Below are 12,235 nucleotides of genomic sequence, written 5' to 3' on the forward strand. Positions count from 1 at the left end.
AAAGAGTGCTTTCGATCGGACAAAATGAGAGATCAGAGGAAGATTTCGCAGTCGTCCTCGACCTTTTTGCAGTTTTTGAGAACTTCCTGCATGACAGCCTTGGGGTCCTGACCGTCCTCGAACTCGACGATCATCTTGAGGGTCATAAAGTTGACGGTTGCAGCCTTGACACCGGGGGTATTGTTTGCGGCCTGCTCCATCTTGTTGGCACAGTTTGCGCAGTCGACGTCGATCTTGTATGTCTTTTTCATGAAGGTAGCTCCTCTCAAACACTTGAACGATTAAACATATATTTAATCTTTGTGCTTTCATTATACCTGCGCCCTCGGGGAAAGTCAACAGGGCAGACCGGATTTTTTTCACCGAATTGCAGGACAGCAAAAGACCGTTCCGTTTGACGGGAAAATGTGCTAAAATAGGGATAAAGCAGGAGGAATGCACCCTATGTCAAAGATTCAATTACCGCACGATCATGGTCAGAACGTAGAGGTCATGTTTGACCATATGCCGGGTTCGGATGCGTTTCAGATGGTGTCCGACGTGTTCAAGCAGCTCGGTGACAGCAGCCGCCTGCGTATCTTCTGGATTTTATGCCATTGCGAGGAATGCGTGATGAATTTGTCGGCGCTGGTGGATATGAGCAGCCCGGCGGTGTCCCATCACTTGAAACAGCTCAAAGCCGGGGGCTTGGTTGTCAGTCGGAGAGAGGGTAAAGAGGTCTATTATAAGGCGGCGGATACGCGCGAAGCCGAACTGCTGCATCGTATGATTGAGACCTTGATCGAGGTGACTTGTCCGAAGTTGTGTGCGCATGAACATTGACGGATGAACTAATCCCGCCCGCAGGCGACAAGCGGGTCCGGGCCTGCGGCCCGGCGCGGTCCAGCCGCGCAGGCTGGCCCGTCCAGGTGGAACCTGGTCGCGCTCCGCAGAGCGCGAAACTCCTTTTGATTCCCGGTGTCCGACCCGGGAATCAACCTAAACAAACAAAAGAAAAAGACCAACCGGAAGGTTGGTCTTTTTAAGAATTGCGCGACCTGCGGGTCGCGCTTTTTTGTTCTTTTTTAGTTGATTTTCGCAGGAGCGAAAATCAAAAAGGGGATTCCGGACTCTGCGGAGTCCGTCTCAGGGCTCTGCCCTGAGAACCCGCAAACCTTTGAAAAGGTTTGATCCAAACTTCAATAGGGGTGCGGTGCAAGGCTCACTTGCGATACACGTACACGACCTTTTTATCTTCCGTCCGTTCCTCGATCAGCTTCTGCTTTACCATATATGGCAGGAGCGAATCCAGAAACTTCTTCGGATCTTTAACCTCAATACCATTGCGCGAGAACGGCTGACGCGCAGACAGGCCGGAAACAACCTTTTCCAGCTCCTTCCGGGTCATCGCACCGTTTTTTTTCAGTGCCTTGCGGACGCGGCTCACGCCCTTGGCCGAAAGCATGCTGTTGAGGTCCCGCGCCTGATTGCGCGCACGCCACAAGCCCCAGGCGTAAATGAGCGCGGTCGCCAGTGCAAACAGCAGCACATAGGGCACATAGCTCAGATACTCAAAGTAGGTCATTGACCTTCCTCCTTCCAGGAGATGATCTTGTGATCGTGCATGATCTCAAGGAACTTGATCAGACGCGACAGCGCCTTGTCCATCTCACCGAAATGTGCTTCCAGTTCCTGCGAGAGGGTATATACGTTCTTTTCCCCATCAATCGCCTGCCAGACAAAACTGCCGTAAGCGTCGAGCTTGATGTCGCTGACGCGCGGACGGCGGAAAAAGCGCTGGGCGATGCGATGGTAGAAGCCCTGCCACTCGACCGCGATGGTGACGATGCCGTCATCGGCGACGGTGAAGTCGAACGAGGGGTTGCGCACCGGGACAAAGTCCAGATAATTCTTCCCGGCGTCTTTCTTTTTTGCCATAGTGAAACTCCTTTGTCGTAAGGGAAAAAGATGCAGCCGGCCCAAAAAGCGGGCGGGCTGCATCGGGGCAAATGCTGTATCTCAGAGTGAAAAATTACTTGCTCTTCTTGCCGCCGAGGCAAACGCGGACCAGAGAGAGGAGCAGCAGTACGAATACGACGAGCGCACCGATGTTTCCGATCGAGAAGGAGCCGGAAACGTCGACAACCTTATCGACACCGACGACAGCCAGAACTGCCAGAACGACACCCATCAGACCTTCGCCTGCGATCAGGCCGGAGGTGTACAGGATACCGCGGTCGATGCCTTCCTTCTTCTCCTGTTCCGGAGCCTTGCGGCGCTCCATGATGAAGCGGACGATACCGCCGCACATGATGCCAGCGTTCAGGCTGAAGGGCAGGTACATACCAACTGCGAAGGGCATTACCGGGATCTTCAGGATCTCGACAACGATTGCAACGAATACACCGATCAGGATCAGTGCCCACGGCAGCTGAGCGTTCATGATACCCTCAACGAGCATCTTCATCATAGTACCCTGCGGAGCGGGGATCTGGTCAGAGCCGTAGCCCCAAGCCTGATCGAGCAGGTACATAACGCCGCCGATTGCAACAGAGGAAGCGATAACACCGATCATCTCACCGATCTGCTGCTTCTTCGGGGTAGCACCGACGATGAAGCCGGTCTTGAGGTCCTGCGAGCAGTCGCCAGCGATTGCAGCGATAACACAGATGATACCGCCGATGCAGATTGCACCCATCATACCGGTGGTGCCGGTAACGCCGGTGGACTTCAGAATCAGAGTAGCGATGATCAGGGTAGCGATTGCCATACCGGAAACCGGGTTGTTGGACGAACCGACCAGACCGACCATACGCGAGGAAACGGTTGCAAAGAAGAAACCGAATACAACAACGATCAGAGCGCCGACCAGGTTAACCGGGAACGCCGGAACCAGCCAAACGACAACAGCCAGAACCAGAATCATAACCAGCAGAGCGGGCATCGGCAGATCCTGCTCGGTACGCAGGGTCTTGGAAGCGGTGTGGTTCTTGCTCATGCTCTGCATCGCCTGTGCGAAAGTACGGCCGATCAGAGGCAGGTTCTTAACCAGGCTGATGATACCGCCGGCAGCAACTGCGCCAGCGCCGATGTACTTGATGTAAGTACCCCACAGATCGCCGGGAGCCAGGGTGGAGATCGGAACGTCGCCGGGGAAGATGATGGCGTCGCCGCCGAACAGTGCGATCGCGGGCATCAGAACCAGCCAGCTCAGGGTAGAACCAGCGAGCATGTAGCTCGAGATCTTGGGACCGCAGATGTAGCCAACGCCAGCCAGTGCAGGCAGAACCTGTACGCCGACAGCTGCACCCTTGTAAGCGGTGATGTCGTAGTTAACTTCGCTGGGGAATACCTTCATGCCGTCTGCAATGAACTTGTAGAAGGCAGAAATACCCAGGCCAGCGAATACGGTGCTTGCCTTGGAGCCGCCCTGCTCGCCAGCGAGCAGAACCTCTGCACAAGCAGTACCCTCGGGGAAGGGCAGGGTGCCGTGCTCCTCAACGATGAGGGCTTGACGCAGCGGAACCATGAATGCAACACCGAGCAGACCGCCGACCAGAGCAACCAGAGAGATGGTTACCATGCTCGGGGGATCGATGACGCCTTCCTTTGCCCACAGGAAGAGTGCGGGCAGGGTGAAGATGGCACCGGCAGCAACGGACTCACCGGCAGAACCGATGGTCTGAACCAGGTTGTTTTCCAGAATGGAGTCCTTGCGCAGGATCATACGGATAATACCCATCGAGATGACCGCCGCGGGAATGGAAGCGGAAATGGTCATACCGACGCGCAGACCGAGGTATGCGTTGGCCGCACCGAAAACGATGGCCAGCAGGACGCCAATCAAGATCGAAGTCACCGTAAACTCGGGAACAACACGTTCGGCCGGGATATACGGCTTGAAATCATTCTTGTTGTTTGGCATGGAATCTTTTCCTTTCTAAAATTCCTCTTTATTTTGTGTTTTGCCGTAATTTGCCTCTGAGAAGCAGCAAATGTTTGACGAACTTGGTCATTATACCATTTTAGCTGTCAAAAGGAAAGTCCTTTTGGTGACAGAAATGGAAATTTATGCAGAGGTGCATAAGATTTAGTCAAAATGTGACCGGTTTTTTAGTGCTTTGCCAGACGAGAGAGCACGTCGGTCAGCAGGGAGTAGAAGCGCTCGAAAGAATCGAGGGGCAGATACTCGTCGGGGGTGTGGCATCCGCGGATGGTCGGGCCGACTGCAATCGCGTCCAGACCGGGCAGTGCATCCGAGAACAGACCGCACTCCAGACCGGCATGGATTGCCTCGATCTTGAGGTCTGCGTCGAACAGCTCGCGATAGCTTGCGATGAAGGTGTCACGGATGGGGGACTCTTCCGCAAAGCTCCAGCCCGGATATGCGCCTGCGATGTCGCAGTCAAAGCCGAAGGTCTCAGCCAGCAGATACAGGCAGTCGGTGGTGTAGTTCTGCAGCGACGCAACCGAAGAGCGGGGTGCAAAGACCAGAGACGCGGTGGTGTCGTCCATGCGGGCAACGCCCAGATTGAGCGAGGTTACGACGAAGCCGTCCTGCTTGAGGTTGCGGCGGCGTACGCCGTTGGGTGCCAGGCAGATTGCGCTGATGAATGCCTTGGCGTCAGCCTCGGACAGAACCTCAGCTGCACCGTCCTCAATCGAGATCGTGCACTTGAAGTCGGGCTCGAAGGGAACCAGCTCGGCAGCGAAGTCAGCAGCCATTGCCTCTGCAATCGACTGTGCCTTTTCGATGTCGGCATCCGAGCAAACCAGAACTGCGCAGACCTCACGCGGGATTGCATTGTCCTTGGAACCGCCTGCGAAGGAAGCCAGCTGTGCACCGGTCTCGTGCAGCACGCGGTTAATCAGACGCGCCAGCAGGATGATGCCGTTCTGACGCTCCTTGTTGATGTCGGTGCCCGAGTGACCGCCCAGCAGACCGGATACGTCGATGGTCAGCAGCTTGCCCGAAGCGGCGTGACGGGTGATGGGACGGGTCATGGTGAAGCGCATACCACCAGCGCAGCTGACGGTTGCGATGCCCTCTTCCTCGGAGTCCAGGTTAATCATGGTGCGCGCCGAGATCAGCGACTTGTCCAGACCGGCAGCACCGGTAAGACCGGTTTCCTCCTGGGTGGTGAAGACGCACTCGAGTGCCGGATGTGCCAGCGTATCGTCGTCCAGAACTGCCAGCATGAGCGCAACGGCTGCGCCGTTGTCGCCGCCCAGCGTGGTGCCGTTTGCGGTCAGCACGCCGTCCTTGACGATCAGGTCAATGCCATCCTTCTCGAAGTCGTGGTCAACACCGGTCAGCTTCTCACATACCATGTCCAGATGACCCTGGAGCATAACAGCCGGCTTGTCCTCAGCGCCTGCACTTGCGGGCTTCTTGATGATGACGTTGTGCAGCGCGTCCTGATGATACCACAGACCGCGCTCCTTGGCGAAGGCAACCAGATAGTCACTGACAGCCTTTTCGTTGGACGATCCGCGCGGGATTGCGCTGATGTCCTCAAAGAAGTGGAACAGCCGCTCGGGCTGATAACCGGTAATCTTATAAGTCATACGTAATACATCCCTTTGCTAGTAGATTGTGTCAAAGAAAATCGCTGGGAAGCGGTTTTTCCAAACATCACGATGTGACAATTTTAACACTTTCTTAGACTAAAATCAATGTCATTTTACGGAAATGTAGGAAAATACGCAACATTTTAACGCTTTTATCTGATACATTCATAAAACAACAACGGGCGAAATGTTGAGAAACACAACGAAAAGTCATCTTTTGATGGAGTAGAACACGGAGAAAAGACCGAGTTCTACAAAAGGAAACAAAAATTTTTTATTCACGACAGCAAAAAGACCGCACATGGCGGTCTTTTCGACAAATTATGTGGTTTTAGTCCTCGATTTCGTACGGCCAGAGTGCGATCCCGCCAAAGTCGTACACCGCAGTGTAGCCGAGTTCGGTCAAAATCGTGCATGCGGTCGCCGAACGCGCACCGGTCAGACAGTAGACCAGAATGGTTGCGTCCAGATCGGGCAGTTCGGCCTGCGCAGTGCGGCGGATGGAGCCGACCGGCAGATTGCGTGCACCCGGAATATGACCGGTCGCGTACTCGGACGGCTCGCGCACATCCAGAATGGTGACCGGCTTTCCATCCATCATCTTCTTGGCCTCTTCGGGCGAGATGGTGTGAAAGGTCTGCAGAAACATACCCATAGAGAAAACTTCCTTTCTGTCGAAAATGGGAATCTAGGGGTATGATACACCGCAGCGCGGCTGCCGTCAATGCTTTGTACACCAAAATGGTAAAAATATTTGCGGCCGTCAGGAGATGAAAAATAGAATGAGTCCATAGATGACGCTGGCCGAAATACCATAGACCAGAACCGGCCCGGCGATGGCGAACAGCTTGGCGCCCAGACCCAGGATAAAGCCCTCGGACTTAAATTCCATGGCAGGGGAGACGATGGCGTTGGAAAAACCGGTGATCGGCACCAGCGTACCCGCACCCGCTTTTTTGGCGATCTTATCATATAGATGCAGGGCGGTCAGCAGTCCGCCGAGGAATACCAGCGTGATTGCGGTCGCAGCCGAGACAGCGGTCTGATCCAGTCCACGGGACTTGTAAAACTCGGACACCGCCTGACCGATCGTGCAGATCAGACCACCGACCACAAACGCCCAGACCATGTCGAGCAGCAGGTTGGACGGCGGAGATTGACTGCCCAGCATTTCGGCGTACTCTTCTTTTGTCAGCTTCATGGAAGACACTTCCTCTCAGGTTTCAGTCATTTGGGAGTTCCGGTATAGTATGGAGCACCTGCCAGCAATTTATTCTGACCCTATAAAAATATATAAAATTGACTATTCAAAAGAGGTCAGTTCCCTGATAAACTTTAGTGCAATAAAAGATCACACAAAACAGGGAGGTAAACACCATGAACACGCAAAAAAAGGGAATCAGCACCTACGATATCGTAGCGATCGCGCTGATGGCGGCCTTTGTCTTCGTCGCAACCTATTTCTTCAAGATCGACCTGCCCACCATCGGCGGTAAGACCAGTATTAAACTCGGCAACGGCATCTGCATCCTCGCTGCCTTGCTGCTCGGCGGCTGGCGCGGTGCACTGTCGGCGGCAATCGGCTGTACACTGTTCGACCTGCTCGACCCCATCTATGCAAAGGAAGCTTGGATCACCTTCATTCGCTACTTTATTATGGCCGGCCTGTGCGGTACCATTGCACATTGGCATGGCGCTGCCGGTAAATCCTTCCCGCGCAATGTCGTCGCAGCCATCGTCGGCGCATATAGCTATTCGGCAATGTACATCGGCAGTAAGATCATTGGCCAGATGGCACTCGGCGCATCGTCCGTGACCAATGCTGTGCTGGCAGTTACGACCAATATCACCGCATCGCTCATTAACGCAACGGCAGGCGTGGTTGTCGCATTGGTTCTGGTGCCTGTTTTAAGACGTGCACTCGAACAAACGACCTTCGGCCAGCACGTCTACCACCATTCTTAAAGAGACGGAAGCTCGCCCGCAGGCGAGAACGGGATTCTCAAGGGACGAGTCCCTTGAGCCCGTCCAGGTGGAACCTGGTCGAGCCCGCAGGCTCGAAATACCCCTTTTGATTCCCGGTGTCCGACCCGGGAATCAACCCAAACAAACAAAAAAGGAAAGACCAACCGGATGGTTGGTCTTTCCAGAGATTGCGCACTCTGCGGAGTGCGCTTTTCTTTTTTATTTTGGTTGATTTTCGCTTTGCGAAAATCAAAAAGGGGGTTCCGCTCGCTGCGGCGAGCGGCTCAGGGCTCTGCCCTGAGAACCCGCAGCCTTTCGAGAAAGGCTGGCGAAAGCTTTCATTAGGGGTGCGGTGATAATTACTTGGTATAGTTATCGAAATAACCCTGGATGTAGATGATCGGGGTACCCTTATCGCCCGAACCAGAGGTCAGGTCAGCCAGCGAACCAATCAGATCGGTCAGACGGCGGGGAGTCGTACCCTGAGTCACCATGGTGCCCTTGAGGCTCTGCGCCTTCTCATCCTTCTCATGGATGTAGCCCTTGATTGCTTCCTTCAGTTCGTCACCCTTGAGGTCTGCAAAGTCGTTGTCAGCCAGATACTTGAGCTTGACTTCGTTCGGGGTGCCTTCCAGACCAGCGGTGTATGCCGGGGAGACGACCGGGTCAGCCAGCTCCCAGATCTTGCCAACCGGGTCCTTGAATGCGCCGTCGCCGTAGATCATAACTTCGACGTTCTTGCCGGTCTTCAGGGCCATCATCTGATGAATCTTGGAAACCATCTCGTCGCAGTGAATCGGGAACAGCTTAACGGTCTCCTCGGTTGCCTTGTTGGAGCCCAGCAGGCCGAAACGATCGTTGTAGCCCGAACCGTCGATGCTTGCGGTCATGATGTCGTCCAGGGTGCAGACAACCTCTGCGCCAGCCTTCTTGAGCAGACGCTTGGTGCGTGCGCGGGTGTGGATGTCGCAGGCCAGAACGTTCCCCGTGTACTCCAGAATGGCACGCGGGTCGTTTGCGAAGATGACCTCAGCCTCAGCGCCGGTCGACTCGATGAGCTTCTTGTAGTAGTCAACGTAGTCAACGCCGGTGAATACGTGGGTCTTGTAGCCGAACAGCTCGCGGTACTTCTCCTCGGTCAGCACGTCGGTCCAGGGGTTTACACCCTTTTCGTCCATCTCGTCCAGATCGATCAGGTGGTTGCCGACCTCGTCAGAGGGATAGCTCAGCATCAGCACGACCTTCTTGCAGCCCATTGCGATACCCTTGAGGCAGATCGCGAAACGGTTACGGCTCAGGATGGGGAAGATCACGCCGACCGTGCCGCCGCCCAGCTTGTTCTTGACATCAGCAGCGATGTTCTGTACGCTTGCGTAGTTGCCCTGTGCACGTGCAACAACTGCCTCAGTGACTGCGATCACGTCACGGTCTTCGATGGTGAACGGTGCGCTTTCGGCAGCGGCCAGCACCGAATCGACTACGATCTGTGCTAGGTCGTCGCCCTCACGGATGATAGGGGCGCGTACACCGCACGATACAGTACCGATCATTCTCTCCATAAATTTCAATCCTCTTTCATGATTCAGATTTTGACATCTTATGACGGCTATGCCGTCGGGTACTCTTTATTATACCGTTTTTTATGCGTCAGGACAACTATAAAACACAAGAAAATGGCATTTTTTGCGAGGTATTGCAATGCGGCGGAGAAATCCGGGAAAAGGAAGCGGGATGGCTTGACTTGGAGTAGACTCCATGGTGTATACTAAAACTGATTCGAGAGGTCTTTTGAAAAAGAGACAGAGAGAGGAGTTTTTTTGACTATGGAAGCTTCAAAGGTATATTTTGCCGATTTCCGCACGACCTTGACCGAGAACCTGCAGCAGAAGCTGTGGAGACTGCTGGACAAGGCGGGAATGGGAACGATTGACTTTGATAAAAAGTACGCCGCGATCAAGATGCACTTTGGTGAGCCAGGCAATCTGGCGTTTCTGCGTCCGAACTGGGCAAAGACGGTTGCAGATTACGTCAAGGCACACGGCGGCAAGCCCTTCCTGACCGACTGCAATACCCTGTACGTCGGCGGACGTAAGAACGCGCTCGATCATCTGGATTCGGCTTATCTCAACGGATTTTCGCCACTGTCCACCGGCTGCCATGTCATCATCGGTGACGGCCTGAAGGGTACGGATGAGGTTTACGTCCCGGTCGAGGGCGGTGAGTACATCAAGGAAGCTAAGATCGGCACGGCGGTGATGGATGCCGACGTATTTATCTCGCTGAGCCACTTCAAGGGTCACGAGAACACCGGTTTTGGCGGTGCGCTCAAGAATATCGGCATGGGCTGTGGCTCGCGTGCTGGTAAGATGGAGATGCACAACGCAGGCAAGCCGCGCGTGCATGAAAAGAGATGCGTTGGATGCAGCATGTGTACCCGCGTGTGTGCGCATGGTGCCATCACCATCGCAGACCGCAAGGCGAGCATTGACCATAATAAGTGCGTCGGCTGCGGCCGCTGCATCGGCATGTGCCCGCAGGATGCCATCGCGTGCGATTACGACGAGTCCAATATCGTACTCAACCGCAAGATTGCCGAGTACACCAAGGCGGTCGTTGATGGCCGTCCGTGCTTCCATATCTCGCTGGTTCTGGACGTTTCGCCCAACTGCGATTGCCATGCAGAAAATGATGTGCCGATCGTACCCAATGTCGGTATGTTCGCATCGTTCGACCCGGTTGCACTCGATCAGGCGTGCGCAGATGCGGTCAATGCAATGCCTGCAAACCCGCAGTCGGCACTGTTTGACGAGGGTGCAGAGCACGATCATCACGATCATTTCCATGCAGCACACCCGGAGACTAACTGGCAGAGTGCACTCGAGCACGCGGAAAAGCTGGGACTGGGTACCAGAACTTACGAACTGGTAAAGATCTAACAGAAAGCACCGCACCAAATATTGAAGCTTTCGCTCAAGCCTTTCTCGAAAGGCTTGCGGGTTCTCAGGGCAGAGCCCTGAGACGCGTCCCGCAGGACGCGGAATCCCCTTTTTGATTTTCGCTTCTGCGAAAATCAACCAAAATAAAAAAGAAAAGCGCACTCCGCAGAGTGCGCAATCTCTGAAAAGACCGTCCGAAGGGACGGTCTTTTCTTTTTTGTATGTTTCGATTGATTCCCGGGTCGGACACCGGGAATCAAAGGGGAGTTTCGCCCGTTGCGACGGGCGACTCAGGGCTCTGCCCTGAGAACCCGCAAGCCTTTCGAGAAAGGCTTGAGCGAAAGCTTCATTTCGCCTGCGGGCGGGTTGTCCTTACTCCTTCTTTTCCGTTACCTGATAAGCGGTGCGCGGCGTTGCGGGTTCATCGTGTGTGACGATATCGAAGTAATCCTCGTCCTGAATTTCCGGTCGACGGTGACGGATGACAGCGATAATGATTGCGTACAATACGATAGCGACCAGACCACCGGAAAATCCATTATTATATAGATTCATACCTGCGACCGGGGAACCGGTATAGAGTACAACCGACGCATGGATAAAACCAGCGAGCACGCCATACGGCCAGCCGAAATAGCCGCTGATGGGTGCGAGGGTGGTGCAGAACAGGCAGGCGAGCTGGACGGCGCTGTCCGCGAGCGACCAGTGCATGACTACGCTGCCAAGCAGGACACCGAACATAACCGGGAACATGTTTGCCGGGTGTTTACCGAAGGCGGAAAAGCCCATGATGGTGAGGATACCGCCGACGGTGGGACCGTTGAGGTCGCCGCCGATGGCGAGGATGAGTGCCAAACCGATCAGACCGTTGATACCGGCATTGACCAGCGTGGGTGCGGGACCAAACATGCGCAGATAATCGCTGGGAGCGCGTCCGCTGGTGCGCAGCAGACGGCGATAGGTCGAGAGCACAGCCGCCGGGCGCTGACCGCACAGCAGCAGGCCGGACAGGATGAGCACGGCGCACAGGACGACGAGCAGAACGGTGAAGGGCAGGGTGCAGCCGGTGGCCCAGCGGTACTGGGTGGTCGGGGTCGCACCGAGTGAGCTGATGAGCGGCACGACCAGGAAGGCGACCAGACCGCAGGCAAAGCCGACATTATAAAGGTTCATGCCGTTTTGTACTTTATAAGTATAGGCCGACAGGGCGGGCAGGATAAAGCCGATAATCATACCGGCGAGGATGCCGGTCGGCAGGGTACCCCAGCCGTTGTCGAGCACAAAGTAGCTGACGACTGGAGACAGCGCGGTTGCCATCAGACCGGTGGGTGCGTACTTGGAAAAGGGCTCGTGACGGCTCTTGGCGTACAGCCATGCGCCGAGCAGGATGGGCCAGATGTTGAGGAAATTTTTTCCGAACAGCGAAAAACCGGACATCAGACCGATGACAACCATCGTGATACCGTTGTAGGGTACGCGGGCAAAATGCAGAATGAGGATACTGATGGCCGTGACCAGCGCGGCATTGACCAGCGCGGGGCCGGGGCCTGCGACGAGCACATAGTCGGTGATGAGCGCGGTTTCAGTCAAAATGATCTTGGACAGACCGGCGGGCAGCTGAGAGAGCGGGCCGAGCAGCAGACCGGCAACCAGAAGCAGGGCGGTGTAGCCCCAGAGGAAGAACGGCATCCGCTCATAGCGTGCATGTGCGTGTGAATCCATGAAAGGGTCTCCTTTTGCGAAAAAATGCGGGGAAAATGCCCCGCTTTCTTGCATTATTGTAA

General features: G+C 55.0%; 12 protein-coding genes. 3 read left to right on the forward strand and 9 right to left on the reverse strand.

Annotated features, from left to right (window positions below; translation table 11 throughout):
• Positions 1-32: 32 nt before the first annotated feature.
• Entirely contained in the window at positions 33-251 is a 219-nt protein-coding gene (locus tag B5D52_RS10495; RefSeq protein WP_016148616.1) for a cation transporter, read from the reverse strand.
• Positions 252-444: 193 nt separating this feature from the next.
• Here B5D52_RS10495 and B5D52_RS10500 point away from each other — a divergent pair, with 193 nt between their 5' ends.
• Complete coding sequence (locus B5D52_RS10500) at positions 445-822, forward strand: ArsR/SmtB family transcription factor (RefSeq protein WP_016148615.1); 378 nt, start codon at positions 445-447, stop codon at positions 820-822.
• A 379-nt stretch (positions 823-1,201) separates the two neighbouring features.
• Here the strand turns inward: B5D52_RS10500 and B5D52_RS10505 are convergent, their stop codons facing one another.
• The 6 genes from B5D52_RS10505 to spoVAC all read right to left on the reverse strand — a co-directional run bounded on the left by B5D52_RS10505 (position 1,202) and on the right by spoVAC (position 6,751).
• The gene (locus B5D52_RS10505; protein ID WP_016148614.1) at positions 1,202-1,564 is read right to left on the reverse strand and encodes a hypothetical protein; all 363 of its coding nucleotides are present in this window, start codon (positions 1,562-1,564) and stop codon (positions 1,202-1,204) included.
• Complete coding sequence (locus tag B5D52_RS10510; RefSeq protein WP_016148613.1) at positions 1,561-1,917, reverse strand: PqqD family protein; 357 nt, start codon at positions 1,915-1,917, stop codon at positions 1,561-1,563. Before B5D52_RS10510 ends, B5D52_RS10505 begins: the two co-directional genes overlap by 4 nt.
• Before the next feature lie 94 nt (positions 1,918-2,011).
• Positions 2,012-3,904, reverse strand: a complete 1,893-nt coding sequence (locus tag B5D52_RS10515; protein ID WP_016148612.1) for an OPT family oligopeptide transporter — start codon at positions 3,902-3,904, stop codon at positions 2,012-2,014.
• A gap of 188 nt (positions 3,905-4,092) precedes the next feature.
• On the reverse strand, positions 4,093-5,547 hold the full coding sequence (locus B5D52_RS10520; protein WP_016148611.1) for an aminoacyl-histidine dipeptidase: 1,455 nt from the start codon (positions 5,545-5,547) through the stop codon (positions 4,093-4,095).
• A 334-nt stretch (positions 5,548-5,881) separates the two neighbouring features.
• Positions 5,882-6,205, reverse strand: a complete 324-nt coding sequence (locus tag B5D52_RS10525; protein WP_016148610.1) for a rhodanese-like domain-containing protein — start codon at positions 6,203-6,205, stop codon at positions 5,882-5,884.
• A gap of 108 nt (positions 6,206-6,313) precedes the next feature.
• Positions 6,314-6,751, reverse strand: a complete 438-nt coding sequence (gene spoVAC, locus B5D52_RS10530) for a stage V sporulation protein AC (RefSeq protein WP_016148609.1) — start codon at positions 6,749-6,751, stop codon at positions 6,314-6,316.
• A 176-nt stretch (positions 6,752-6,927) separates the two neighbouring features.
• Between spoVAC and B5D52_RS10535 the strand changes: the two genes are divergently transcribed.
• A complete protein-coding gene (locus B5D52_RS10535; protein WP_016148608.1) occupies positions 6,928-7,515 on the forward strand; it encodes an ECF transporter S component in 588 nt (195 codons plus the stop codon).
• Positions 7,516-7,874: 359 nt separating this feature from the next.
• On the opposite strand, the gene B5D52_RS10540 is transcribed toward B5D52_RS10535, so the two are convergent.
• A complete protein-coding gene (locus B5D52_RS10540; protein WP_016148607.1) occupies positions 7,875-9,074 on the reverse strand; it encodes a coenzyme F420-0:L-glutamate ligase in 1,200 nt (399 codons plus the stop codon).
• A 264-nt stretch (positions 9,075-9,338) separates the two neighbouring features.
• On the opposite strand from B5D52_RS10540, the gene B5D52_RS10545 reads away from it, so the two are divergent.
• Positions 9,339-10,451 (forward strand): DUF362 domain-containing protein, encoded by a 1,113-nt coding sequence (locus B5D52_RS10545; protein ID WP_016148606.1) that lies wholly within the window; start codon positions 9,339-9,341, stop codon positions 10,449-10,451.
• A gap of 372 nt (positions 10,452-10,823) precedes the next feature.
• Here the strand turns inward: B5D52_RS10545 and B5D52_RS10550 are convergent, their stop codons facing one another.
• Positions 10,824-12,173 carry a DUF1576 domain-containing protein gene (locus B5D52_RS10550; protein WP_016148605.1) on the reverse strand — a complete coding sequence of 450 codons (1,350 nt, stop codon included), beginning with the start codon at positions 12,171-12,173 and terminating at the stop codon, positions 10,824-10,826.
• Between the last annotated feature and the right edge of the window lie 62 nt (positions 12,174-12,235).

Origin of the sequence: Butyricicoccus pullicaecorum DSM 23266, from assembly GCF_900167005.1 — a bacterium.
Lineage (GTDB): Bacteria > Bacillota > Clostridia > Oscillospirales > Butyricicoccaceae > Butyricicoccus > Butyricicoccus pullicaecorum.

What these genes read in the sequence shown, in the direction of transcription:
- B5D52_RS10495 (WP_016148616.1), bottom strand. Translation starts at nt 251, where the DNA reads ATGAAAAAGACATACAAGATCGACGTCGACTGCGCAAACTGTGCCAAC.
- B5D52_RS10500 (WP_016148615.1), top strand. Translation starts at nt 445, where the DNA reads ATGTCAAAGATTCAATTACCGCACGATCATGGTCAGAACGTAGAGGTC.
- B5D52_RS10505 (WP_016148614.1), bottom strand. Translation starts at nt 1,564, where the DNA reads ATGACCTACTTTGAGTATCTGAGCTATGTGCCCTATGTGCTGCTGTTT.
- B5D52_RS10510 (WP_016148613.1), bottom strand. Translation starts at nt 1,917, where the DNA reads ATGGCAAAAAAGAAAGACGCCGGGAAGAATTATCTGGACTTTGTCCCG.
- B5D52_RS10515 (WP_016148612.1), bottom strand. Translation starts at nt 3,904, where the DNA reads ATGCCAAACAACAAGAATGATTTCAAGCCGTATATCCCGGCCGAACGT.
- B5D52_RS10520 (WP_016148611.1), bottom strand. Translation starts at nt 5,547, where the DNA reads ATGACTTATAAGATTACCGGTTATCAGCCCGAGCGGCTGTTCCACTTC.
- B5D52_RS10525 (WP_016148610.1), bottom strand. Translation starts at nt 6,205, where the DNA reads ATGGGTATGTTTCTGCAGACCTTTCACACCATCTCGCCCGAAGAGGCC.
- spoVAC (WP_016148609.1), bottom strand. Translation starts at nt 6,751, where the DNA reads ATGAAGCTGACAAAAGAAGAGTACGCCGAAATGCTGGGCAGTCAATCT.
- B5D52_RS10535 (WP_016148608.1), top strand. Translation starts at nt 6,928, where the DNA reads ATGAACACGCAAAAAAAGGGAATCAGCACCTACGATATCGTAGCGATC.
- B5D52_RS10540 (WP_016148607.1), bottom strand. Translation starts at nt 9,074, where the DNA reads ATGGAGAGAATGATCGGTACTGTATCGTGCGGTGTACGCGCCCCTATC.
- B5D52_RS10545 (WP_016148606.1), top strand. Translation starts at nt 9,339, where the DNA reads ATGGAAGCTTCAAAGGTATATTTTGCCGATTTCCGCACGACCTTGACC.
- B5D52_RS10550 (WP_016148605.1), bottom strand. Translation starts at nt 12,173, where the DNA reads ATGGATTCACACGCACATGCACGCTATGAGCGGATGCCGTTCTTCCTC.